Raw genomic sequence first — 22,617 nt, 5'->3', positions numbered from 1 at the left:
ATATAAAACCCATTTTTCTAATTTGCCCACTATTTCAAATATAAGTCGGTTTTTAATACCAGGAATAGAAAAAGCCCCGCTCTCACATGTGCGGGACTAATCCATTTAAGAATAAATATACATTGGCATGCTTTCCGTTTCTGGGGCAAAACCGAGTCTTTTGTAAAATGTAACTGCCTTTGGATAAGATACGAGTACTTTTGTATGCATGTCTTCGTATTTCTCGAGCATTTTTTCCATCATCGTTTTGCCTATTCCGTGGCCCTGATAGTCAGGGTCCGTCAAAACATAAGGAAAGTAGACCGTCATCGCCCCGTCAGATAAAGCATTGGCGAGACCGACGAGCCTCTCCCCATCCCAGGCGGAAATGACAGTATGGGATTGGAGCATTGCTTCGTACAAACTTTCCGGATGCTTTCCTGATTCCCAGTCAAGCGCCAAAAAAAGCCGCTCAACATTTTCCTTTGACAGTTTTCCAACGGTTTCCATGTATGTGATATGCATAATATCCTCCTTTACTCATCTCGTATTTTAAAAAATAACGAAAACCTCAAAGTACTCCATCCCCGCTGGCTGGCCGGAATAAACCTGCAATTTGGCTGCAAATCGATTGAATTCATAACTTAATCGCCAACTGGGAATGCTACTTGCATATTCCAATTAGATATGGAGGTTTATCCTATGGCGGATCATAATCATATCAAGCTTACCTCAAGTGAATTGGCAGCATACTTTGGCTCATACTTAAACGACTCAGTGACAGTGTGCATGATGTCTTATTTCTTGGAACATGTTGAAGATCCAGACGTGGAGGCTTGTGTCAAATATTCACTTGAATTGTCTCAGTTTCATTTAGAGCTGGACCGGAAATTATTCAGCAATGAAGGGATCGCACAACCTGCAGGGTTTACTGCAGAAGATGTGAACGTAAAGGCTGAGCGGCTATTCCCCGATGAGGTTATGCTGCACTACATTGTGAATATAGGGCTGATCGGGATGAACGCCTACTCATCTGCGCTTGCCGCCTCCTCCCGGCCGGATATCCGCGAGCATTTTACATCTTGTCTTTATTCCTCGGCTGAGTTATACAACAGAACGACAACCGTCATGCAGGAAAAAGGAATCTATGTGCGTGCTCCTCATATCCCCTATCCGTCCGATACCAAGTGGGTTGATAGCAAGCACTTCCTTGCAGGCTGGTTCGGCGAGCAGCGGCCATTAACTAGCATTGAAATCTCCAACCTTTTTATGAATAGATATCGGAATGCACTGGGCAAATGCCTGCTGACCGGATTCGCACAAACAACAAAAGACAAAACCGTAAGCGAATTCTTGTATGAGGGCATTACCATTTCAAACCACGCCCTAGAAATCTTCTCAAATCTCTTAATAGACGATCATCTGCCAGTCCCTTCTACAGGCGTCATTATGCCGACAGCTTCAACCGAATCGGTCTTTTCTGATAAATTGCTCATGTATCATACTATCGCGTTGATTGGTTCCGGCATGGGCTATTACGGCATGTCGATGGGCGTGAGCCTCAGAAGAGATTTAGCCGCAGCTTACAGTCGTATGATATTGGAAGCCGGGAAGTACGCTGACAGCGGCGCTAAGATCATGATTGAACACGGCTGGATGGAGATGCCGCCATCCGCTCCTGACAGAAATAAGTTAATAAAGGATTAATCCCGGTTTGAAAGCAAAGGAAAGCCTATTTTGGAGTGTGGCTCTACCCGGATTCGGCCAGCTCCTCAACAAAAGATATGTGAAGGGAATTTTATTCATCTTGCTGGAGATTCTCTTCAATGTAAAAGGGCACTTTAATGAAGTGATCATCAGCAGCTTTTATGGTGACATTCAAAAAGCGATTGATCAGACAAATTACGGCTGGCTGATGTTTTACCCATGCTTATACTTCTTTTCCATGTGGGATGCTTATAAAGATGCAGGCGGAGGAAAGGAGCCCTATTCCTATCTTCCCTTCGCCTTCTGCGCTTATTTCGTAACAGTCAGTACAATATTTTCTCCCACGTTCACCATTTTTGGGAAACTATTCGGCCCTGTCTGGCTGGGAATTCTCAGCGTAATCCCTGGCCTTGTTACCGGATTCCTTCTGAAAAAACTTTTTACAAGGCTGAAAATGTAAAGAAACGACAATCATGACTTTGTCGTTTCTTTTGTTTTCCGCTTCTTTTGGATATACGTATACAGCGGCATGAAAAGGATGCTCAAGGGATAGAGAGTAAAAATAAGTTTTTCGGCAGTGGACATCAGGGTTATCGTTTCCGGCGTTTTTAACAGGGAGGCTTTTAAGCTTAGGCCTGTCAGTAGATTAACAACAGTTGCTTCTATGGCTATTGCCGTCATCAACATCAAGGTGATTCCGATTATTTTCATTTTTTATCCTCCTCCGCCTATAGTATTCCCGCCAGGACGACTGCTATAATAGCCGATTTTGTTATAAAAAAGCCGATTGATGGCAAAAACGGAAGAGACGGCTTTTTTCAGCCGAGAAATACGGGAGGAGCCTTGCGATGGAGAATGCCAAAATTGGAAATCAGCAGTTGTTTGCCCTGATTCTTATGTTTAATATGAGCAGTGCTTTGCTTCTTCCAGTCGGACTCGGGGCGAGACAGGATGCTTGGATGGCTATATTGATTGCTACCATTGGGGGCCTATTCATTTTTTTAATGTATTACCGGCTCTATGTATTTTTTCCTGATGAATTGCCCACTTCCTATGTGCAAAAACTGCTGGGCCCCACACTGGGGAAAATTGCAGCTTTTATCTACATGACCCATTTCCTTTATGTTACGGCAAGAGTACTCCGTGACTTTGGTGAAATGCTGACACTGATCGGATACCGGACGACACCCCTTTCTGTCAATCAAACACTCTTCCTTATCGTAGTCCTATATGCGGTAAATAGAGGAATCGAAGTCGTTGCAAGGTCGGCTGAACTGTTCTTTTTCTTCATCTACTTAATGGCCATTATTAGTTTTGTACTGGTTTTGTTCTCAAATTTAATTCAGCTGGACCGGCTTCTTCCGGTGCTGGAGAATGGGATTCTCCCTGTACTAAAGGTGGCGGTAACGGAAATTGCACTTTTTCCATTTGGCGAGATTTTTATTTTTTCTATGGTCTTTCCTTATTTGAGTGACAAGAAACAGGTGCGGAACTTTGGACTGGTCGCAGTTTTTCTTAGCGGTCTCAACCTGGCGATCAGCATGGGGATTAACATTGCCGTCCTTGGTGTGGATGGTGCGAAAAGATCGCAATTCCCTTTACTCGATACGATCCAAGCGATTGATATAGCCACTTTTCTGCAACGCCTTGATATCTTTTTCATGGTCGGAATGATCACTCTTGGCTTTTTTAAAGCAACTCTCTATATGTACGCGACCACCATCGGCATAGCCGACTTATTCAAGATCAGAAACACGTCACGCCTTGTTTTCCCACTTGGATTCCTTGCGTTGATTACTTCCGTGGCCATGTCTGCCAGTTTGGAGGAACATATTTATGAAGGGACCCATATCGTCACACGCTATCTTGAAGCGCCTCTGCAGATTTTCTTTCCGCTTTTCCTGCTGATCCTTGCATTTTTTAAATACAGGAAAAAAAAGACACCGGCTGACGGCTGACCTCATCGATGGCTGCCGCTCCGGTGTTCCTTTATTTTGATTCAGTCAAAAATGGATTACGCTTATGACCCGTTCGAAGAATTCTGGCTTCTGCCTTTACAGTTATTTTTGCTTTCGTAAAGTACTGCTTATTCCAGCCCTCTTTCACCTTCTCCCATTCTTCTGGATGGGAGCGGTACAGCTTTTCCCCAAATCCGAAAATATCAGTTCCCTGTTTTTGCGCCTCTTTAAAGGATTGTTTTACAATTTTTTCAATGTCCCGAGAGACCTTGTCCTCCACTTTTTTCCGAACGTCCCGGTCTGTCAATTTGGAATCTACAGATGCTTGACCTATATCCCCTCCTGACTTAATTTCAACCGAAATCATTGGTTCCCCGCCTTGCATGTTAATGGTTGACTTGACGCTGGACCGGAGGAGCTGATAAGAAATGACATCCTCTTTGCCTTTCCAATCAACCGCGATGTTTGTTTCCTTCATCTTCCCTAAAATCCATACAACTCCTCTTGCTTCCCTGTCATCCATCCAGCCGACAAGCTTGTCCCCTTTGAAAAGTGCAATCCCATTAGCTGATAATATTGCCTCAGGAGCAGATTGGGATAATGTCTTTATATCCTTCCCTTTCTTTGCACTTCCTTTGATTGTAAAACCGGGAAGCAATACTTCTTTTCCCGGAGTCGTCAAATTGTAGATCGTTTCCCGTATATCAACAGCCAAATGGCCTCCCCAGTTTTCCCCTGAGAACTTAATTGATTTATTTACCTTGCTGGCAGGCACTCGATCAATCGGTGTCAGGACTTCTACAATTTCGCGGGCACTGCTTCCTTTGGCAATAATGAGACGGGTAGTCTGGCGAAACTCGGTATCTCTTTCCAGCACATCTAGAACTTCTTCTATGCCTTCTCTCGCTACCTTCTCTTCAATGACGACGAGACTTGCATGGGCGTAATAAGGATACCTGGATATTTCAGCTGCTGCCCTGCGGCTTATATCGACGATGTTCGACCCCGTTCCCGAATAAACGGCAATCGTGGGCGCCTGGCTCCCTCCCATTCCGCCTTGCAGGCCGCCGGCCACATTGTTCGGGTTAATGATTTGGAAGGTCACCACGAATTCACCCTTTTCGTTCTTATCAATTCCCAAAGCAGAAACAATCGCAATATCGGTCAGTTCCTTTTTGCTCCAGCATCCACCCAGCAAAAAGATCGAGATGATCCAGAGGAAAAGTACGGCTTTACGACCCATTTCCATCCTCCTCCGGTACATTTTTATTTTTGATGGCTCTGCTTGCTGGCGGCTTCGGTCTCTGTGTGTTCATACCGTGGGCCGTTTCCTTATCCTCCATTATTAAATTTGCTTTCTCCCTCGTTTTCCAAAGCGGGGCACGGATAAGAGTATCGCCAATATTACCGGCAAAGAATGGCGCGGATGGGGTTAGATAAGGAACACCAAATGATCGTAAACTGCAGAGGTGAATCACAAGAAAAATAATCCCGAGCACCACTCCATAGAACCCGAAGGTAGCCGCCAGAATCATAAACACGAAACGGATCAACCTGGTGGAGATTGCCATTGCAAAGGAAGGGGTCGTGAAATTCGCAATGGCTGTAATGGACACGATAATGACCATCGCAGGAGAGACAATTCCCGCCTGTACGGCAGCCTGTCCGATAACGAGCGCCCCGACAATTGAAATAGCGGATCCGACTGGCCTTGGCAGTCTCACTCCTGCTTCACGCAAAATTTCGAATGTGACTTCCATAATAATCGCTTCCACAAATGCCGGGAACGGCACACTTTCCCGCTGAGAGGCGATAACAATAAGAAGTGCTGTTGGAATCATCTCTTGATGAAAGGTCGTTCCAGCAATATAAACAGATGGTGCGATAATCGAGATGAAAAACGTTATAATCCGCAAAAATCGCAGGGCCGTTGCAATATCGAATCTTGCATAATAATCCTCGACAGCCTGAAAAAATTGGATGAATACGGCTGGGGCCAGCAGGACAAATGGCGTCCCATCGATAAAAATGGCAATCCGCCCTTCCAGAATGTTTCCGGCAACAGCATCCGGCCTTTCCGTATGGTACATAGTTGGGAAAGTGGTCATTGTCTTGTCCTCAATCAACTGCTCTATATACCCTGATTCCAGTATGCTATCAATATCAATTTTTTTGAGCCTTGCGCGCACTTCCTCGACAATTTCTTCTTTCGCAATCCCATTTAAATACATGATGGTGACCGATGTCTTCGTTTGCCGGCCAATTTTCATTGTTTCTGTCCAAAGATCCGGGTTCCGAATCCGCCTTCTGACAAGGGCCAGATTTGTTTGGATCGATTCGGTGAAGCCATCCCTCGGACCGCGGACAGATACTTGGCTCTGCGGTTCATCGATCTGGCGTTTTTCACCGCCGCTTGTAGAAATAGCGATGGCTGATTTCTCGCCATCCACAAAAATAAGGGTGAACCCGTCCATCAATTTTTCAAAGGCGGAATCCCATGCTTCGACGGTCTCAATTCCCCCGAGCCAAAGACTTTCCTCCAGCATCTCTGAAATTTGTTGTGATGATCCGCCTAACAACAGTTTTTGCATCTGGATCGGCTCGATTACGTAATGATTCAGCATATCGGCATCCACAATGCCATCCACATTGATGATGGCAACTTTCTTTCCTTTTCCCTGGCCCTGGCCTACCGTGAGCTTCTTAATCTGGATGTCAGGACTGTTCCCTGTCATTTGTTGAAGCGTATTCAGATTAGCGGTTAATGACCGCTCCAGATTGGAAGTTATATTCCTTTTCTTAATCTGCTTTTCCTTCTGCCTGATCTTTTTGCGCCGATAAAATAGAGGCATTTGTCCCTTTACCTTTCTGCGTCCTTTTATCATCGTTTTTTCCATGAAACGCTCTTTCTATACAACGGATAGGAAAATGGATCGATCGCTTTTTATGGGCGGAGGAATGACAAAGCCAGCCTTGTGTTGGCCTTTTTTTACATGTTACTCGGCTACCTTATATGGGGTATAAGATAAGTAAGAATCAATGAGAGAGCGAGAGGTGGAGTATGTTATTTCTTGATACGATTGTTAAACTGGGGCTTGGACTGATTGCACTGTTAACCGTAACAAGGCTGCTCGGAAAAAAGGAAATGGGTCAATTCACGCCCTTTGACTTTGTCTACGCTCTTATTTTGGGATCTGTGCTGGAGGAAAGTTTATACGATGACAAAATTTCCGTAGTGCAAATGCTCTTTGGTGTTTTTGTCTGGGGATGCTTTATATACGTAGTGGAAGTGCTTGCGGTGAAAAACAGCAAACTTAATAAACTATTGAAAGGGTCTCCGGCATTATTGATAAAAGACGGGGAACTCAATGCGGACGCGATGAAAAAAAACCATTTAGAGATGGAACAACTGCGAACATTGCTCAGGCAGCAAGGGATTTTCTCATTAAAGGAAGTGAGAGATCTGTACTTGGAGCCGGACGGAAACATAAGCGTTCACAAATACCGAGAAGCCGAACCCCCAACTGCAGAGATGCTCGGACTCAAAGTAAAAGATGAAGCCCCAACCGTCCTGCTGATCGATGAAGGAAAGATCAAAAACGAAATCCTCCAATTCGCAGGAAAAACATCTGCCTGGCTTAAGCAGGAAGTGGAAAAAGCCGGACACAATCAAATATCCGACATCTATATGGCCGAATGGTCTCCCACCGGCGGCCTTTACATCAAAACAAACAAAGAGTGCGGAAAGAAATAATTTTATTGGGGCGCCCCCCACTTTCTAAAAAAGTAAAGCACGTAAGCAAAATATCCAGATTTCCGGACTTCGCTTACGTGCTTTGCCATGCCGATGATCAAACCTCTTTACTCGCATTACTCACTTCGACTACGAGAGGCAAGTGGTCAGATGCGAGAGCAGGGATAGCCTGTTCACAGGCTATATGGAATTCTTTGCTGACGAAGATGTAATCGATTTTTCGATCTGGAGCATTGGCCGGAAAGGTCAAATTCTCCCGGGATGATTCGAGCCCCAGCAAACCAGCTTCTGTTTGAAATTGGTGGAACTCCTGCCCCTCGGGAGTATGATTGAAATCTCCCATTAAAATCTTCGCTCCTTCCTGCCTTTTCAACATAGCCTGCAGATCGTCAAACTGCATTTTCCGGACTTGTTCATCCAAATCCAAATGGGTGACATAGACAGTGAGCGGAAAACTGCCTGTGTCCAACTTGGACCATAGGACGCCCCTCGGCTCTTCGTCATCTCCATCCCCGACTGTCAGAGCCAGGTTGCCAGTATGGAGGATTGGAAATTTACTGAGCAGTGCATTGCCATACTGCCGCTCGTCCCCCCCTGCATTGAGAGCAGGAAGCACAAGGTTCGGACCATAGGAATACTCCATGTTCAGCAGAGCGGCCAGTTCTTTCGCCTGATCCTGAAAATCGCTCCGCTCACCAAAATGCCGGTCCACTTCCTGCAGACCGATCACCTCGGCCCCAGACCCGTCTATCACATCTGCAATCCGTTCCACATCCAGCTTCCCATCCATTCCGACACCGTGGTGAATATTATAAGACATGATGCGCATTTTCATTGGCCTTCCCCTCCTCTGCTTTCCGCTCGGTCATTCCAAACGGCCTGAGTTCCCAGTATTCAAGCAGAAACTTCACCTTTCCCCCGCTCCGGAGGACACCCTTGTCTTCTTCGCTTTCCGCAAAAAATCGTGCTGTAAAAACCTCTTCTCCACCATTGATGAATACTTCGATCGAGGAAACATCGAGAAGAATATGCAGGCTGTCTAACCTCTCCAGCCGGCAATGACGGTATTCTATTTTTCCATCCTTGAAGTTCTTCCGCCCCAGCGAAAATTGCTGTATGTGCGGATCATATTCCAGCGTAACATCATTTCGCAGGGTCATCCCGAACTTCTCTCGTTCTGTTTCTATCAACGATATTTTCAGCTCGGCAATCCGACTTTCAGGAAGGGCAAATTCCCACTCTTCATTCTGTCCAAACGCGAGCTCTCTCCTCGCAATTTCACGCAAACGCAAATTCTCCAGTTCTCTAAGCGGCTTCTGATACAGCTTGTCACTTTTCCAGATAAGTTCCCGCGGAGAGGTAAGGGCATGTACCCAGAAATAATCAACTGTCGGCTGTGAGGACTGCGACTCGTCGCTCATGCCCATCCATGCATACAAAATCCTCCTGTTGTTCTTGTCCCGCATTGTCTGGGGGGCGTAAAAATCAAACCCGCGATCCAATTCCTCAAACGGCCGGTCATAATGAAAGACGGGCTCATTGACATCAAGCCTGCCCGAAAAGTAGCCGGATTGATAGGCATTTTGAAAGCAATGTCCTTTCGCCTCCAGTCCTTGAGGACTTATAGCGAGAACATCTACACCATCCAAGCGAAAACAATCTGGACATTCCCACATATAGCCTAGTTTTTCAAAGCCTTGAACACCATTGCCGGCTATTGGACCTAAAAATTCCCAATCAAATAGATTGCTGGACTTGTAAAAGACGACCTGCCCATCAATCAATTCCGTCTGAGCACCGAGCACCATGAACCAGGTTTCTCCCTCCTTCCATACTTTCGGGTCTCGAAAATGAGGGGTATAACCATCTGGAAGGAGAATGACCGGGCCTTTCTTTTCAAAATGAAGTCCGTCTTCCGAGACAGCCAGGCATTGATAGGTCTGACGTCCTCCCTCTTCATCTCGCACATTCCCCGTATAAAACAGATACAGCCTGCCGTCATGTTCAACCGCACTCCCGGAAAAGCAGCCGTTCTTGTCATACCACTTATCCGGGCACAGTGCGATCGGCTCCACTGTCCAATTGACAAAATCAACAGTACTGTAATGTCCCCAATATTTGATCCCATGGGCTACAGCGAACGGATTCCACTGGTAAAAAACATGATAGCGGCTATTAAACTCAATTAAACCATTTGGGTCGTTCAGGAGCCCGGAAGGCGGCATCAGATGAAACTTATTTCGATAAGGGTCTGAATGGACAAGATCCCGGTATTTTTCTATTTGTCCTTCCGCCTGCTCAAACATTGTACCTTCATTCTTCAACTTGCAGTCCACGCCTTTCCAAGAAAATTTGGCTTATTTTCTGACTCCACCCAATGATATTCCTGCAATCAGATGCTTTTGCAGGAAGACGAACATAATTAGCATCGGAAGGGTCGACATGACGGCCCCCGCCATCAAGAGCGGATAATCCGTCGCATACTGGCCCTGGAACGAAGCTATACCGACCGACAGAACCCGCATACTTTCCGAATTTGTCATGACGAGCGGCCAGAGAAAGTCATTCCACGAATTAAGGATTGTGAAAATCGCCAGCGCCATCAAAGCCGGAATTGAATTCGGAAGGATGACCCTCCAGTAAATACCGAAGAATGAGCATCCGTCCATAATTGCCGCCTCATCCAATTCTTTCGGGATACCCATGAAAAATTGTCTGAGCAGGAAGACTCCGAACGCGCTGAACATTCCCGGCACAATCAAAGCGTAAAACGTATCAATCCAGCCAAACTTTGTCATGATGGCATAATTCGGGATCAAAATGACTTGCAGCGGCACCATCAGCACCGACAAAATGGCGATAAACAAAATGTTTTTTCCGGGAAAACGGAGACGCGCAAATGCGTATGCCGCAAGTGAACATAAGAACACCTGGGCAATTGTACGGCCGACCGCCACAATAATCGTATTGCCGTAATACTTTAGGAAGTCAACCTTTTCGAAGATTTTCTGGTAATTTTCTATATGCCACTCTTTCGGGAGAATGGTCGGCGGCACTTGCATCGCCTCGACAAAAGACTTCATCGATGTGGTCAGCATCCAAATGAAAGGGACAATCATGAAGACAGCCCCGATAATCAGCAGGATATGATTAAGCGCTTTGTATTTATTATGCATCGTAATGCACCCACTTCTTTTGGAAAATAAACTGGACAATTGTCACGAGCAGGATCGCCAGGAACAGGAGGAAAGCCTGTGCAGAAGCAATTCCCATCTTCGAATAAATGAACCCGGACTCGTAAACTCCATAAACGACTGTTCTCAACGGATCGAGCAGTGCCTTGCTTTCGCCGATCATCATGAAAATCAGATCGAACACTTGCAGTGAACTGATCATGCCAGTGATTAGCACGAAGAATAAAGTCGGCGTCAAAAGCGGCAGAGTAATGTTGAAAAATTGCTTGACCCGACTCGCCCCGTCGATCATCGCAGCTTCATAATAGCTTTGCGAAATCCCTTGCAAGCCTGCAAGCAGCAGAACAACCGAATGTCCAACAACCATCCAAATGTAAACGAGAATAACAGAAAATAAGGAAATTCGCGGGTCGAACAACCATGAAGGCTGAGGTAGATGCAGTAGTCCCAATAAATAATTGATGATTCCATAATCAGTATTGTACAGCCATTTCCAGATCATTCCGACAGCGACAGGCATCGTGACGACCGGAAGGAAATACAACGTCCGGTACACGACCATTCCCCTAATCTTCTGGTTCAGCATAATGGCGATCAATGTTGCGATCGCTGTTGCTACAGGCACTGAGATGACCGTGAATAAAACCGTATTCCAAGCTGAACGGAGAAAAGTCTCATCCTTGATTAATAGTTTAATATTTTCAAGACCAATGAATTCCGGTGTATTGATTCCATCCCACTTTGTCAGCGATAAGGCGAATGATGCGATTGCCGGCATCATGTAAAACAGAAAGAGCCCCAACACCGTCGGAAGAATGAACAGATACGCCCAGAGAGCTTCTCTTCTGGCGGCTTTGCTTCTCGTCCTTTTCGTTACTGCTTTCATCTTTTATGCTCCTCTCTAGAGGCGATTTGAAAGAGAGGGCCATTTAATGGCCTCTCTCCGATTCAATGTTTACTCTTTATTTTCCTCATCCAAAATCTTGTTCATTTCCTCGGCTATTTTATCAAGGGCATCGTCAATCGAGCGGTTTTCTAGGAAAGCGCCTTGGATTTCCTTGTTCTCGATTGCTTGCCATTCAGCTGTATTCTTGGAAATCGGGTATACAGCGCCATATTCCTGGGCATCTACAAGAACTTGCAGATCAAGTGACGGGATGCTCTCTGTCCAGAGTGGTGCCAGCTCTTTAACGGCAGGCATTGTATAACCTGACTCTGCAATCGCTTTGGCTCCTTCCTCATTCGTCAATGCCTTGATCAAATCCCACGCAAGGTCTTCATCCTTTGTCTTGTTGTTCATCGCCCAGGCAATTCCATGAATAATCGAAGCTTTCTCCTTGCCCTTTGGCAGTGGTGCAACAGCCAATTTATCTCCTAATCCTTCATACAGCAGGCCTGCATTCGTAGAAACGGCAGGAAGCATAGCAATTTTATTGGAGAGGAAAAGATCTCTCGGGACTGTCTCAATCTGTGTTTTCGTGTCTGGAGAAACTCCCTCATCAATCAATTTCTTCAACCAATGGAAAGCTGCTTTTGTTTCCGGCATATCAAAGCCGGATTTCGTTTTATCCTCGTTAATAATGTGACCTCCAGCCTGATGGATGATATTGTAATATCCTTCTTGGCTGATTGCCGTGTAAGCCGCATAACCGTAAACGCCTTCATCTTTGTTCGTTAGCTTTTTCGCAGCCTCTTCAAGGTCGTCCCAAGTCCAGTTCTCGTTTGGATACTCTACACCAGCCTTGTCGAAAAGTTCCTTGTTGTAAAATAGTCCGACAGAGTCAAAGAAATAAGGAGCTGCATAAAGATCGCCGTCATAGGTATACAAGTCCTGCAACGTTTCATAATACTTGCTCATGTCATGGTCCCCGTCTTTGTCAACAAATGGCTGAAGATCCTTGATCAGCCCTGTAGTTGAGTATTGATAGAAGTTCGGACCATTCATCCAGAAAACATCAGGACCGCTTCCACCGCCAAGGCTCGTCTTTAACTTTGTCCAATACTCGCCGAACGGAGACACCGTGACTTTTACTTCTACATCCGGATGTTTCTCATTAAACTTTTTGATGGACGCATCAAGGGCGTCGTTTACACTGTCACTCCAAAGAGCGATTTCCAGTGTCTGCTTCTTTCCCTTTCCACCAGATGATTCCTTCCCGCCACAGGCAGCAAGTGCGAACACCAGCATGATGACGATAAAACCACTGACCAACTTTTTCATTTTTTTCCCCCCTGAGTAAGTATTCACAGATGAAACCGATTCCATTTTATTGTGTAGTAATTGTGGAATCGATTTCATCCCTACCGTAATCATAGAGCCCATAATTAAAAATGTCAATAATATCCTGAGATAATTCTGCCGATTGTTATTGTTGCAAAAACTTATCCCTCGTATTATGATTCAGTTTACAACTTTTTGGAAACGAAAAAGGAGGAACCTGCATATGGCCATTTCGATATTGGAGTGTTTCAATGAAGGAAAAACCGGGAATCCGGACGGTTGTGAAGATTTATATGTGGCAACAGAGCAATTTGTTGCAGTAATTGATGGGGCTACGAATATTACCGGACGGCTGATGGGCGGAAAAGCACCAGGTAGGATAGCTGCCGAAACAATCCGACAATGCCTATTGGAAGCACCGGCTGATACTGATTTGCCTTCTCTCATCGGCCATATCAACACCAAACTGCAGGAGACGTGCCGCAAGTTCGGTATTACTGAAGAGATGAAGGAGAAGGCCTGGCTTGCGCCGACGGCCGTGATGATTGTCTACAGCCGCTATCACAGGGAAATCTGGCAGATCGGCGACTGCCAATGCATGATCGATGGAACACTCTACTCTAATGAGAAGCTGATCGATTATATTACAGCCAATGCCCGCGCCCTCTATCTCGAGGCAGAGTTAAAAAAGGGAAAAACAGTGGATGACCTGCTGGAAAATGACACGGGCAAGGATTATATTCGGACGCTCATTCAGCAGCAGTACTATTTGCAGAATGAGCCGGACAATCAGTTCGGTTTCGAAGTCATTAACGGATTTGACGTAGATTTTTCCAAAGTGAAAACGATCAAGGTGCCGGAGACAGCAAAGTCGATCATCCTTGCGTCAGACGGTTATCCAATCATAAAGGAAACACTCGAGGAAACAGAACAGGAACTAAAAAGGGTTCTGGCAAGCGACCCTCTCTGCTTCCGTGAATACAAATCGACAAAGGGCCTCCAGAAAGGCTTTTCCTCTTTTGATGACCGGACTTATATCCGCTTCTCTGTTAGTCCAGACTGACGATATTAGACAAAATACATCCGCAGCCCGATAAAAATCAACAGGCCGGACAACATTTGCATGATGACCTTCCCGGGGATTTTTTGCGCCAGAATGACGCCGATCTGCGAGCCCATGATCACCCCCACTCCACCGAAGAGAACAGCAGACCAGTCGATGTTTCCATAATACATCTGTGAGACCACTCCGATCATTGAATAAAGGCTGAGCGAGAAGATCGAAGTGGCGGTGGCATGGTGAGTCGGGACTTTAAACAGATAGATGAGGATAGGGACGAGCAGCCAACCCCCTCCGATTCCAAGGTAGCTCGACAAGATCCCCATCAGCAGGCCCAATGGAATGAACCATTTGCCGCTCAGATCCTGCACATTTTCTTTTCCCGAATCTGCCGCCTCCCTGCCGCCTTCTCGCACCTTCTCTTTCTTTGCGGCCGGCATGTTTTTCGACAGGAGGAAAATCCCCAAGGCCACCAGGATGGTCGCGAAGATGACATAGAAATAACTGGAGGAATAAAGGCGGAGAATCTGGATGCCAAGCATGGAGCCCGGCAAAGCCCCGATTGCCAGCAACAGGCCCGTCCGGTATTGGATCTTACCCTGCCGTGCATAACCAGCAACTCCGGACAAAGAATTGATGAGCACGATGACGAGACCTGAAGCTGCAGCTGTGACTGGATCCATTTTGAAAATGAGCAACAAGGCGGGAACAAAAATAAATCCCCCGCCTGCGCCGACAATCGTGCCGTAGCCTCCTGCCAATATGCCGATCAATAACAATAAACCACCTGTTGCAAAATCCATCCTTTATTCCCCCAACTGCGCTGCGTACGTTTCACAGCATTTCTTGATTTTTTCCCGCTTCCGCAAAAACAGTAGTCGTTCCGTCCGGGCATCGGGCGACCAGCTTTCAAATGGTTGTGGAGCCACTGCTGCTCCATTCTTCCATGCGCATTCTCATAAATCTGCAGATAACCCTCGTAAAAATAATCCACACTTCCGGCCCCTCCCGGCTTGTTATAAGCGCGGTTGCGCGGACAGCCGCCAGGACATAGATTTACATACGGGAAGCCCTTCATTTCTCTGGAAGATCCGGCTTCAAGCCAAGGAAGTCCTCATATTTTGGACTGTTCAATATTTCCTTCAAAGAATCCTGTCCGACATTGCTAAGCTTGTACTCTTCGTTTATAAAAAATCGCAAGCATAGGCATCGCTATTCTGCTCAAAAATCAACGTTTTCGGACTGGCCTGCCTGTAATCGCAAAGCTCCGCTTCCTTATGAAGGAAAACGATGAGCATATTGTCAAAAAACCTGACAGATTCTTGAGGGCTGCCATCATTATATCATTGGGCAGGGTCTCGCACAGGGCCAGGGATCGGACTCTTGTCCTATTTCCTGTCTGGTGCACCTGGCCAAACTCCGCTATAATAGGTCAGTACGTCATTTGAAGAAACAGGCAACAGCCTTTTAATAGACGAAAGCAAATGAAGAAGGAGGCAATAGCGTTGACGATAAAAACAGGAGAAACATTAGTCGCGAACGTCCACCGTTTGGACGGCAAAGGGAATGGGCAGGCAGCAGTATGGATGGAGAGCGAAAAGGGCAGCAATCCGAGAAAATTAAGGCTGACGATTCCCCAGACATTGCCGGGGGAAACGGTGAAAGTCGTTGTAGATAAACCCGAGAAAAGAAGAAGGAAGGCCCTGCCGGAAGCGATTCTCACAGCAAGCCCCGAGCGGGTGGAGGCACTATGCCCGCATTTCGAACGGTGTGGCGGCTGCGTACTCCAGCATTGGTCGTATGAAGGTCAGCTGAAGCATAAGACGAACCATGTGAGAGAAGCCCTCGAAAGCGTCAAGATGGACCCGGCTCTTGTTCAGGACACGATCGGCATGGATGAGCCGTGGCAGTACCGAAATAAAATGGAATTCACCTTTTCGGCAGAAGGCGAACTCGGCCTTCACGAACAAGGGAACTTCCGAAAAATCATTCCGCTTGAGACTTGTTTGATTGCTGGCCGAAATATGGTCAGCGCAGCAATGGAAGTAAGCAAGTGGGCAAGGGAGCACCAGCTTTCGGGCTATAACAAAGATACGCATCAAGGGCTTCTGCGTCATTTGATGGTCCGGGAGTCATTCGCGACAGGCGAGGTCATGCTCGCCCTCTTTGCGACAGAAGCACCGGCAGGCGAACTTGCGGCAGCGGCCGAAGACTTGATTGGCCGGATCACCATGAATTATCCAAATGTAAAAAGCCTGCTTTGGCTCGTGAACACCGATTTGGCGGATCGGACACAGTCCGAGGAAAAATTCATACTCGCAGGCCGCGATTTCATTTACGATGAACTCGGCGGCTACCGGTACCGTCTCTGGTTCGACACGTTCTTCCAGACGAATCCCGTTCAGGCGCAAAAGCTTGTGGACCTGGCGCTGGAGATGGGCAAGCCGCAGAAAGACGAGAAGATGATTGACTTGTTCTGCGGTGTCGGGACATTCTCCCTTCCGTTCGCAGCGCGCGTGAAAGAGCTCGCTGGCATTGAGATTGTCGAGACATCGATCGAATCGGCAAAGCGGAATGCCGTTGATAACGATTTGCATAACACAACATTCCTTGCCCGCGATGCACGCAGGGGTATTGACGAAATCCATGAAAGCTGGGGCCTTGCGGATCTATTGCTCATCGACCCGCCAAGAAGCGGAGCGGGCGGAAAAGTGATGCGCCGTATTGGCCGCGCTCAGCCAAAGCGGATTGTATATGTATCATGCAACCCGGACACATTTGCGACAGACGTCGCGGAATTGATGCCGTTCGGCTATACGCTCCAAACTGTTCAGCCGGTAGACCTGTTCCCGCATACTGTACATGTGGAATGTGTCGCACTGCTGACGCTTGGTGAATAAAATAAAGAAAAAGCAGGAGGAGAAAAACATGCCGTTTTTCTCCTCCTGCTTCATTTTAGGAAGGCTCATGACATTTCAGCGAAAGCAGAAAGCGCCTCCGGGAAAATTGGCTGGCCCCTTGTTATTTTCGGGGATCCTTTGACGCATTACTCTGCAATACTCATGGCTTGTGGATTTCATTAATATGATGGAAGTCCCTGAGGTTGCTTCCACTGCCCCCGATAAAGATGTTTTCTTCTTTAAATGGAAACAAATTGAGTTCCCTCGCCCTTTCGCCGTGGTTTACCATGATCTCTTTGAAGATTTCTTCGCTTGTTTTTCCTTCTGTGCTTACGTTCAGCTTTTCAGCAGCGTTGTATATAAGCTTTTCACGCACTTCTGCTGCAAGTTGTTCGAAGCTTTTGCCCTTCGTGTCAATCTGGAGCTCTTTGGCATGCTTGTTAACTTGGGCTTCCCTTACTTCTTTTTTAAGCTGTTTATAGTCTTTTCCTGAAGGATTGATGCCCAGCTTCCTTGCCTCTTCACTGAGTCTCGCCATTTTAACTTCGCGCAAAATCATCTTGTCGTCTTTTCCGTTTGTATCAATTCCGTATTCCTTGGCCATTTTCATTGCCCAAAAATGCTTAATTTCTTTAATAAGCTGCTCGCTGCTTTTCCCCTCCGTCTTGATGCCGAGGGATTCAGCGTGCATCTTAATATGCTGCTCTTTCAGCTCCCGTTGAAGAGTCGCCGCATCTTTTCCTTCCGTGTCGATTCCCATATTCTTGGCCTGTTCCTGCAACTGCTCCAGATTAAGCTGCGGATTCCCGGTATGAGGGCCGCCATGATTCGCCTCCGCTGCTGAATACCCTCCAAACACTAAACACACCAACAAAACCAAAATCGATAGTTGCTTCATCATCTGAACATCCTCCTTCAAATCCAAATTATTCTTCCGGTAGCTTGCCCAAAAAAACGCAAATTATGGGGACTGCACACTACAGTCTCAAGCAGGATACATTTGGCTGAATAGCATATTTTTGTTATGGTTTCTGCAGGGGGTGTCGTTGTGAAGAGGCAAGTTGTTGATCATCTTGGCAGAAAGGTTGAATATTCTTTTCCTCCACAGAGGATTGTTTCACTTTGTCCGGCAATTACCGAGACACTGTATGCTCTTGGGCTCGAAAAGCAGATTGTAGGGAGAACCCGGTACTGCATCCATCCAGCGGAAAAGGTGCAGCAGGCCGTACCTGTTGGGGGAACGAAGCAGGTCAAATGGGAAAAGGTGGCGCCGCTCCAACCTGATCTCGTCATCGCAGAGAAAGAAGAAAACACAAAAGAAATCGTCGAAATGCTGGAGAAGTACGTGCCTGTGTACGTTGCAGAAATCCAATCGATCGAGCAGGCGCGCCGGATGATTGTTGATATAGGGTGTCTTACCGGCAGGGCGAACGAGGCCGAACAACTGGACGAAGGCATTCGATCTTCCTTTTCCACGCTTCCCAATTTTCAAGGCAAGGAGGCCGCCTACCTAATTTGGAAGAAGCCATATATGGCTGTAGGGAGAGATACATATATACACGATGTATTGTCTGCGCTTGGTTTCTCGAACCCTTTTTCGCATTTTGAAGGGCGTTATCCTGAGGTCTCATTAGAAGATTTACAAAAAGCCAATTTAGATGTACTCCTTTTGGCGACGGAACCGTATCCATTCAAAGAGGAGCATGCTGAAGCGTTTAAACAGCTTCTTCCCTATACAAAGGTGCTGATTGCCGACGGGGAGATGTTCTGGTACGGACCGAAAATGCTGGAGGCTGCTGAGTATTTCAAGCACTGGCCGAGTTTGCTGAATAAGTAAAAACTCAAAAAAGCCGGAGGAGCGGAAACTCCTCCGGCCGAGAAAGGCGATCGTTCAGCCACAATAAATCACCCGTTCAGACTCCGTCCTCCACTTTCTCCGGGAATTGGAGGGTGAAGGTGGTGCCTTGTTGCGGTTTGCTTGTGACATGGATGGTGCCATTATGCAAGGTGACAAGCTGTTTTACGATGGAGAGACCAAGGCCGGATTCTCCATATGGGTTGTTTGTCCGGGAAAGCAAGGCTTTATAGAACCTGCCCCAAATTTTCTCGATTTCTTCCGGATTAATGCCGATACCTGTGTCGGAGATTTCTATGACAGTGTTTCCTTCGCTGCTTCTGCCGGTTAGGCGGATAACACCAGATTCGGTGAATTGGATGCTGTTTTTGACGATATTGATCAGGATTTGCATGAGCCGGTCGTAATCTGCCCAGACGAGAAGGCCCGGCTCCGCCTCAATGACAATCCTGTCATCTTTCGCTTCCGCCGCTCCTTCCAGCTGTTCCTTGACTACTTCGAATACCTCAATCAGCTCGATTTCTTCCTTGTTCAGCTTCACCTGATTTGAGCGGATCTTTTCATAGTCCAAATTCTCATTGACCAGCCGAATCAGCCGCTTCGTCTCTTTGCCGGCAAGTCCGATCGCCCGATTCTTCTCTTCCTCTGGAATCATCCCGCTTTGCATCCCTTCGAGCACCCCGCTGATCGTCGTGAGCGGTGTACGCAGCTCATGAGAAACATCGGCCATAAATTGGCGGCGCCGGTTTTCCAAGCTCTCGATTTCCTCCCTTGACTCCTCCAGCTTGCCGACCATCTGATTAAAATCTCCGGCAAGTTCGCCGATTTCATCAAGTTGCGAAGAGGGAATTCTGACAGAATAATCACCTGCTGCAACAAGAGATGTCGCATTTTGCAGATCCTTAATTCTTTTTACATGGAATTTTGCCAAAATCCAGCTAAGAAGAATGGCCGCGGCAAGAGCGATCAGCATCGTATAAAGCAAATACTGATTAATTTGTGAGACAAGCTCGCTCGATCCCTTTATCGGAGAAGCAAGCAGGATGCCGCCGACAAATTGCCCTTGATGAAAATATGGAAGCAAGACAAAAGTGACGCCTCCCTGAAATCTTTTGAAATCCTGGTTTACAATTACCGCTTCGCCGCTGCGGATCTTTTTCCACTCCTCACTTTTCAGCTCAACGAGGGGTCCCCGCCCCTGTGAATAAATGATGGCGGAATCCTGGTCAAACAAGCTGAACTGGATATCTCTCGCGGAAAGAACCGTTCCATATTCCCGCAGCACCCTCTCAGATCCGGATTGGGAGCCCTCCATATCCTGCAAAATGCTCTGCCCGTATGTGAGCAATTCATCCGCCTTGTTTCCGTAAACAAATTGTGCCGCAAATTGGGAAAAGACGAGGGTCAAAATGATAAAGGCAATCACAATGACACTCACATGGCTCGCAAGCTGCTGGTAAAGGTATCGCCACTTCATTTCTGCGCCCCGCCGCCGGCCTCTTCATCAAACTTGTAGCCGACACCCCAGACCGTGTGGAACAACGGTTGACCGGGGGTACCAAGCTTGCTCCGCAGCCGTTTGATATGGACATCTACCGTCCGATCATCTCCGTAAAATTCATAGCCCCACACACTCTCGAGCAGCTGCTCGCGGGTAAAAACCTGTTTCGGATGTTTCGCAAAATGATAAAGCAGATCAAATTCCTTCGGTGTGAGATTTTGTACCGATGTTCCGTGAAACAGTACTTCTCTCGTCGTTTTATTGATTTTCAGATGCTCCGTCTCCAGTTGGTCTCCATCACTGCCAGCCGGCTTCCGAGGACGCACCCTCCTGGTAACCGCACGGATTCTCGCCATCAGGGCAAGCGGGCTGAACGGCTTCGTCACATAATCATCCGCTCCCATCTCGAGACCGAGCACCTGATCCGACTCGCTGTCTTTGGCCGTTAGCATGATAATCGGCGTGTCAATGTTCTTTTCCCTCACCTTCCGGCAAATCGTCATCCCATCCATTTCCGGAAGCATCCAGTCGATAATCATGCAGTCCCATTGCTCGCTGACGGCCTGATCGTATCCCGTTTTCCCATTGGTCACAAAGGTCCCGTCGATTCCCTCTTTTGAAAAAAACATCTCTATCATCGCTGAGACACTTTCATTGTCTTCAATCACCAAAACTTTCACCATTCCACCCCCCACTAGCATTCACTCCTTTTAACTTAATTCCAACCCGAATAAATCGCAACCAAAAATGCCTCGGATAAGAAAAAGACGGGAAGGCACTTTGCCGCTTCCCGTCTTTTCCATCCTGCCTTACGCTTTTTTCGTCAGCGTCATTGTAATTTCTTTCATTTCCCCGTTCCGGTACACCGTCATTTTCACGCGGTCGCCGGCTTTTGTATTCGTATAAATATACTTTCTCAAATCTGCAGCATTTTTGATGTCCGTTTTGTCGATTTTTGTAATGACATCCTGCACTTCAAGCCCCGCCTGATCGGCTGCAGACCCTTCATCAAGAGCAGTCACCATGACACCGCCGTCAACCTCTGCAGGCAATCCTTTCACGTACTGGAAAGGTATCTGCTCAAGGTCAGCCAAGCTGACGCCCATGTAAGGACGTTCGATTTTACCTGTTTTCATCAGCTGTTCAATGATGGGTTTCGCATCATTGCTCGGAATTGCAAAACCAAGCCCTTCTACGCCATTTTCTGAGATTTTCAGACTGTTTATTCCGATCAGCTCACCGGCACCATTGAGCAGGGCGCCGCCGCTATTTCCCGGGTTGATGGCGGCATCTGTCTGGATAACATTGAAGTCCCAGTTGCCAGCCGACGTATTGACATTGATTGTCCGGTTTGTTGCGCTGACAATCCCTTTTGTCACGGTTCTTGAAAAATCGAGCCCAAGCGGATTGCCGATCGCAACGACCTGATCACCTGCCCGCAGCGTATCCGAGTCGCCGAAGCTTAGGACGGCTTCCGCATACTTGGCATCAATTTTAAGAACGGCCAGATCACTGAGCGCGTCACTTCCCATCACTTCCGCTTCTGTCTTTTCACCGCTCGCGAGCGTCACTTCCAGCGATTTCGCACCCTCGATAACATGATTGTTCGTCACGATATACGCATACTTGCTGTCTTTTTGAAAAATGACCCCCGAGCCGCTGCCTGCTTCAACATTTTGCCTTGATTGTCCGAAAGGATTGTTCTGATCCTGCATATTAACAATCCCTACGATCGCATTCGATGTTTTTTCAACCATATCGGCAACAGAAAGCTGTGAATTCCCCGTCATTTCGACATTATAGCTGCTGTCGGCTTTGCTTGAGGCTGTTTGAACGGCTGACGCTGGCTCTGCTTGCGCACCATTCAAACCGAAAAGATGAGTATTGGCGACGAGAGCCAATGTCAACGCCGATCCTACCATTCCGGCTCCGACAGATGCAGCGACCCCTTTCGCCCCTTTCCGAAAACCGCCGCTTTTTTTGCTTTGGCGGACCGGTTGCCGATCGATAGGCTCCATGTGTTCCTTTTCGCTTTGTAACTCTTGATTCTCTATAGATTCATAACGGTTTTCGCTGCTTTCAAAACCAGTTTCTTTTTCTTCATTTGTTTCAAAACCATTTTCATTGTTCATTTCTTTTTCCTCCCTGTTTGATTGGGTACTTTTATCTTAAAGGGAAGATATGAACAAACTATTAACGAACTTTGAAAGAACAGCTAACAATTATCAATAGTGCAAAGTGATGGGTCAGGCCTGTGCGACAAATGCTGGAGCTGCTCTTGAAATGAAAAATCCCTCTTGAAAAACACATAAAAAGGCAGTATACTATTCAATGTGCTAAATAATCCTTGTCTGGCGGCGATAGCGAAGAGGCCACACCCGTTCCCATCTCGAACACGGAAGTTAAGCTCTTCAGCGCCGATGGTAGTTGGGGGTTTCCCCCTGCGAGAGCAGGACGCTGCCAGGCAAAACTGAAAGACACCGCTGAG

Annotated in this window: 23 protein-coding genes and 1 rRNA gene; 8 read left to right on the top strand and 16 right to left on the bottom strand. The window is 47.0% G+C overall.

Annotation, left to right across the window (positions count from 1 at the left end; genetic code table 11):
• Positions 1 to 105: 105 nt before the first annotated feature.
• Positions 106 to 504, bottom strand: a complete 399-nt coding sequence (locus tag AC0TWI_RS08025; RefSeq protein ID WP_488125823.1) for a GNAT family N-acetyltransferase — start codon at positions 502 to 504, stop codon at positions 106 to 108.
• A 177-nt stretch (positions 505 to 681) separates the two neighbouring features.
• Between AC0TWI_RS08025 and AC0TWI_RS08020 the strand changes: the two genes are divergently transcribed.
• Together AC0TWI_RS08020 and AC0TWI_RS08015 are read left to right on the top strand one after the other, a co-directional pair.
• Positions 682 to 1,686, top strand: a complete 1,005-nt coding sequence (locus AC0TWI_RS08020; RefSeq protein ID WP_488125822.1) for a DUF3231 family protein — start codon at positions 682 to 684, stop codon at positions 1,684 to 1,686.
• A gap of 7 nt (positions 1,687 to 1,693) precedes the next feature.
• Positions 1,694 to 2,146 (top strand): hypothetical protein, encoded by a 453-nt coding sequence (locus AC0TWI_RS08015; RefSeq protein ID WP_488125821.1) that lies wholly within the window; start codon positions 1,694 to 1,696, stop codon positions 2,144 to 2,146.
• Between the two features lie 11 nt (positions 2,147 to 2,157).
• On the opposite strand, the gene AC0TWI_RS08010 is transcribed toward AC0TWI_RS08015, so the two are convergent.
• Entirely contained in the window at positions 2,158 to 2,397 is a 240-nt protein-coding gene (locus tag AC0TWI_RS08010; protein WP_488125820.1) for a YczF family membrane protein, read from the bottom strand.
• A 137-nt stretch (positions 2,398 to 2,534) separates the two neighbouring features.
• Between AC0TWI_RS08010 and AC0TWI_RS08005 the strand changes: the two genes are divergently transcribed.
• Positions 2,535 to 3,644, top strand: coding sequence for a GerAB/ArcD/ProY family transporter (locus tag AC0TWI_RS08005; protein ID WP_488125819.1), 1,110 nt, complete (start codon positions 2,535 to 2,537; stop codon positions 3,642 to 3,644).
• Between the two features lie 31 nt (positions 3,645 to 3,675).
• Here AC0TWI_RS08005 and AC0TWI_RS08000 read toward each other — a convergent pair whose 3' ends face one another.
• The gene (locus tag AC0TWI_RS08000; RefSeq protein ID WP_488125818.1) at positions 3,676 to 4,887 is read right to left on the bottom strand and encodes a Ger(x)C family spore germination protein; all 1,212 of its coding nucleotides are present in this window, start codon (positions 4,885 to 4,887) and stop codon (positions 3,676 to 3,678) included.
• Positions 4,877 to 6,496 carry a spore germination protein gene (locus tag AC0TWI_RS07995; protein ID WP_488125847.1) on the bottom strand — a complete coding sequence of 540 codons (1,620 nt, stop codon included), beginning with the start codon at positions 6,494 to 6,496 and terminating at the stop codon, positions 4,877 to 4,879. Before AC0TWI_RS07995 ends, AC0TWI_RS08000 begins: the two co-directional genes overlap by 11 nt.
• 209 nt (positions 6,497 to 6,705) lie before the next feature.
• Between AC0TWI_RS07995 and AC0TWI_RS07990 the strand changes: the two genes are divergently transcribed.
• Positions 6,706 to 7,398 (top strand): DUF421 domain-containing protein, encoded by a 693-nt coding sequence (locus AC0TWI_RS07990; protein WP_488125817.1) that lies wholly within the window; start codon positions 6,706 to 6,708, stop codon positions 7,396 to 7,398.
• 97 nt (positions 7,399 to 7,495) lie between these two features.
• Here AC0TWI_RS07990 and AC0TWI_RS07985 read toward each other — a convergent pair whose 3' ends face one another.
• From AC0TWI_RS07985 to AC0TWI_RS07965, 5 genes are all read right to left on the bottom strand, one after another.
• Entirely contained in the window at positions 7,496 to 8,233 is a 738-nt protein-coding gene (locus AC0TWI_RS07985; RefSeq protein WP_488125816.1) for an endonuclease/exonuclease/phosphatase family protein, read from the bottom strand.
• Complete coding sequence (locus AC0TWI_RS07980; RefSeq protein ID WP_488125846.1) at positions 8,208 to 9,704, bottom strand: sucrose-6-phosphate hydrolase; 1,497 nt, start codon at positions 9,702 to 9,704, stop codon at positions 8,208 to 8,210. Before AC0TWI_RS07980 ends, AC0TWI_RS07985 begins: the two co-directional genes overlap by 26 nt.
• Positions 9,705 to 9,755: 51 nt before the next feature.
• The gene (locus AC0TWI_RS07975; RefSeq protein ID WP_488125815.1) at positions 9,756 to 10,574 is read right to left on the bottom strand and encodes a carbohydrate ABC transporter permease; all 819 of its coding nucleotides are present in this window, start codon (positions 10,572 to 10,574) and stop codon (positions 9,756 to 9,758) included.
• On the bottom strand, positions 10,567 to 11,478 hold the full coding sequence (locus tag AC0TWI_RS07970; protein ID WP_488125814.1) for a carbohydrate ABC transporter permease: 912 nt from the start codon (positions 11,476 to 11,478) through the stop codon (positions 10,567 to 10,569). Before AC0TWI_RS07970 ends, AC0TWI_RS07975 begins: the two co-directional genes overlap by 8 nt.
• Before the next feature lie 69 nt (positions 11,479 to 11,547).
• Positions 11,548 to 12,813: an ABC transporter substrate-binding protein gene (locus AC0TWI_RS07965; protein ID WP_488125813.1), complete on the bottom strand. Its 1,266-nt coding sequence runs from the start codon at positions 12,811 to 12,813 to the stop codon at positions 11,548 to 11,550.
• A 223-nt stretch (positions 12,814 to 13,036) separates the two neighbouring features.
• Between AC0TWI_RS07965 and AC0TWI_RS07960 the strand changes: the two genes are divergently transcribed.
• Positions 13,037 to 13,876, top strand: a complete 840-nt coding sequence (locus tag AC0TWI_RS07960; protein WP_488125812.1) for a PP2C family serine/threonine-protein phosphatase — start codon at positions 13,037 to 13,039, stop codon at positions 13,874 to 13,876.
• A gap of 5 nt (positions 13,877 to 13,881) precedes the next feature.
• Here the strand turns inward: AC0TWI_RS07960 and AC0TWI_RS07955 are convergent, their stop codons facing one another.
• The 3 genes from AC0TWI_RS07955 to AC0TWI_RS07945 all read right to left on the bottom strand — a co-directional run bounded on the left by AC0TWI_RS07955 (position 13,882) and on the right by AC0TWI_RS07945 (position 15,073).
• On the bottom strand, positions 13,882 to 14,676 hold the full coding sequence (locus tag AC0TWI_RS07955) for a sulfite exporter TauE/SafE family protein (protein ID WP_488125811.1): 795 nt from the start codon (positions 14,674 to 14,676) through the stop codon (positions 13,882 to 13,884).
• Entirely contained in the window at positions 14,643 to 14,867 is a 225-nt protein-coding gene (locus tag AC0TWI_RS07950) for a YecA family protein (RefSeq protein ID WP_488125810.1), read from the bottom strand. The genes AC0TWI_RS07955 and AC0TWI_RS07950 overlap by 34 nt, the downstream gene beginning before the upstream one ends.
• Before the next feature lie 80 nt (positions 14,868 to 14,947).
• The gene (locus tag AC0TWI_RS07945) at positions 14,948 to 15,073 is read right to left on the bottom strand and encodes an SPASM domain-containing protein (protein WP_488125809.1); all 126 of its coding nucleotides are present in this window, start codon (positions 15,071 to 15,073) and stop codon (positions 14,948 to 14,950) included.
• Between the two features lie 305 nt (positions 15,074 to 15,378).
• Here AC0TWI_RS07945 and rlmD point away from each other — a divergent pair, with 305 nt between their 5' ends.
• A complete protein-coding gene (rlmD, locus tag AC0TWI_RS07940; protein ID WP_488125808.1) occupies positions 15,379 to 16,773 on the top strand; it encodes a 23S rRNA (uracil(1939)-C(5))-methyltransferase RlmD in 1,395 nt (464 codons plus the stop codon).
• Positions 16,774 to 16,933: 160 nt separating this feature from the next.
• Here the strand turns inward: rlmD and AC0TWI_RS07935 are convergent, their stop codons facing one another.
• Positions 16,934 to 17,674, bottom strand: coding sequence for a hypothetical protein (locus AC0TWI_RS07935; protein ID WP_488125807.1), 741 nt, complete (start codon positions 17,672 to 17,674; stop codon positions 16,934 to 16,936).
• 147 nt (positions 17,675 to 17,821) lie between these two features.
• On the opposite strand from AC0TWI_RS07935, the gene AC0TWI_RS07930 reads away from it, so the two are divergent.
• On the top strand, positions 17,822 to 18,610 hold the full coding sequence (locus AC0TWI_RS07930) for a helical backbone metal receptor (RefSeq protein WP_488125806.1): 789 nt from the start codon (positions 17,822 to 17,824) through the stop codon (positions 18,608 to 18,610).
• A 76-nt stretch (positions 18,611 to 18,686) separates the two neighbouring features.
• Here AC0TWI_RS07930 and AC0TWI_RS07925 read toward each other — a convergent pair whose 3' ends face one another.
• The 3 genes from AC0TWI_RS07925 to AC0TWI_RS07915 all read right to left on the bottom strand — a co-directional run bounded on the left by AC0TWI_RS07925 (position 18,687) and on the right by AC0TWI_RS07915 (position 22,261).
• Positions 18,687 to 20,105, bottom strand: coding sequence for a sensor histidine kinase (locus AC0TWI_RS07925; protein WP_488125805.1), 1,419 nt, complete (start codon positions 20,103 to 20,105; stop codon positions 18,687 to 18,689).
• Positions 20,102 to 20,809: a winged helix-turn-helix domain-containing protein gene (locus AC0TWI_RS07920; RefSeq protein ID WP_488125804.1), complete on the bottom strand. Its 708-nt coding sequence runs from the start codon at positions 20,807 to 20,809 to the stop codon at positions 20,102 to 20,104. The genes AC0TWI_RS07925 and AC0TWI_RS07920 overlap by 4 nt, the downstream gene beginning before the upstream one ends.
• Before the next feature lie 129 nt (positions 20,810 to 20,938).
• Positions 20,939 to 22,261: a S1C family serine protease gene (locus tag AC0TWI_RS07915; RefSeq protein ID WP_488125803.1), complete on the bottom strand. Its 1,323-nt coding sequence runs from the start codon at positions 22,259 to 22,261 to the stop codon at positions 20,939 to 20,941.
• A gap of 218 nt (positions 22,262 to 22,479) precedes the next feature.
• Here AC0TWI_RS07915 and rrf point away from each other — a divergent pair.
• Positions 22,480 to 22,595, top strand: a 5S ribosomal RNA gene (rrf, locus tag AC0TWI_RS07910).
• Positions 22,596 to 22,617: the final 22 nt, after the last annotated feature.

The sequence above is a fragment of the Lederbergia sp. B243.17 genome (assembly GCF_057657925.1).
The sequence above is the reverse complement of the archived record's forward strand: the minus strand, read 5'-3'. Positions and strand labels throughout refer to the sequence as shown.

Excerpts from the sequence above, each read along its gene's own strand:
- AC0TWI_RS08025 (WP_488125823.1), bottom strand. The coding sequence starts at position 504 with ATGCATATCACATACATGGAAACCGTTGGAAAACTGTCAAAGGAAAAT.
- AC0TWI_RS08020 (WP_488125822.1), top strand. The coding sequence starts at position 682 with ATGGCGGATCATAATCATATCAAGCTTACCTCAAGTGAATTGGCAGCA.
- AC0TWI_RS08010 (WP_488125820.1), bottom strand. The coding sequence starts at position 2,397 with ATGAAAATAATCGGAATCACCTTGATGTTGATGACGGCAATAGCCATA.
- AC0TWI_RS08005 (WP_488125819.1), top strand. The coding sequence starts at position 2,535 with ATGGAGAATGCCAAAATTGGAAATCAGCAGTTGTTTGCCCTGATTCTT.
- AC0TWI_RS08000 (WP_488125818.1), bottom strand. The coding sequence starts at position 4,887 with ATGGGTCGTAAAGCCGTACTTTTCCTCTGGATCATCTCGATCTTTTTG.
- AC0TWI_RS07995 (WP_488125847.1), bottom strand. The coding sequence starts at position 6,496 with ATGCCTCTATTTTATCGGCGCAAAAAGATCAGGCAGAAGGAAAAGCAG.
- AC0TWI_RS07990 (WP_488125817.1), top strand. The coding sequence starts at position 6,706 with ATGTTATTTCTTGATACGATTGTTAAACTGGGGCTTGGACTGATTGCA.
- AC0TWI_RS07985 (WP_488125816.1), bottom strand. The coding sequence starts at position 8,233 with ATGAAAATGCGCATCATGTCTTATAATATTCACCACGGTGTCGGAATG.
- AC0TWI_RS07980 (WP_488125846.1), bottom strand. The coding sequence starts at position 9,704 with ATGTTTGAGCAGGCGGAAGGACAAATAGAAAAATACCGGGATCTTGTC.
- AC0TWI_RS07975 (WP_488125815.1), bottom strand. The coding sequence starts at position 10,574 with ATGCATAATAAATACAAAGCGCTTAATCATATCCTGCTGATTATCGGG.
- AC0TWI_RS07970 (WP_488125814.1), bottom strand. The coding sequence starts at position 11,478 with ATGAAAGCAGTAACGAAAAGGACGAGAAGCAAAGCCGCCAGAAGAGAA.
- AC0TWI_RS07965 (WP_488125813.1), bottom strand. The coding sequence starts at position 12,813 with ATGAAAAAGTTGGTCAGTGGTTTTATCGTCATCATGCTGGTGTTCGCA.
- AC0TWI_RS07960 (WP_488125812.1), top strand. The coding sequence starts at position 13,037 with ATGGCCATTTCGATATTGGAGTGTTTCAATGAAGGAAAAACCGGGAAT.
- AC0TWI_RS07955 (WP_488125811.1), bottom strand. The coding sequence starts at position 14,676 with ATGGATTTTGCAACAGGTGGTTTATTGTTATTGATCGGCATATTGGCA.
- AC0TWI_RS07935 (WP_488125807.1), bottom strand. The coding sequence starts at position 17,674 with ATGATGAAGCAACTATCGATTTTGGTTTTGTTGGTGTGTTTAGTGTTT.
- AC0TWI_RS07925 (WP_488125805.1), bottom strand. The coding sequence starts at position 20,105 with ATGAAGTGGCGATACCTTTACCAGCAGCTTGCGAGCCATGTGAGTGTC.
- AC0TWI_RS07915 (WP_488125803.1), bottom strand. The coding sequence starts at position 22,261 with ATGAACAATGAAAATGGTTTTGAAACAAATGAAGAAAAAGAAACTGGT.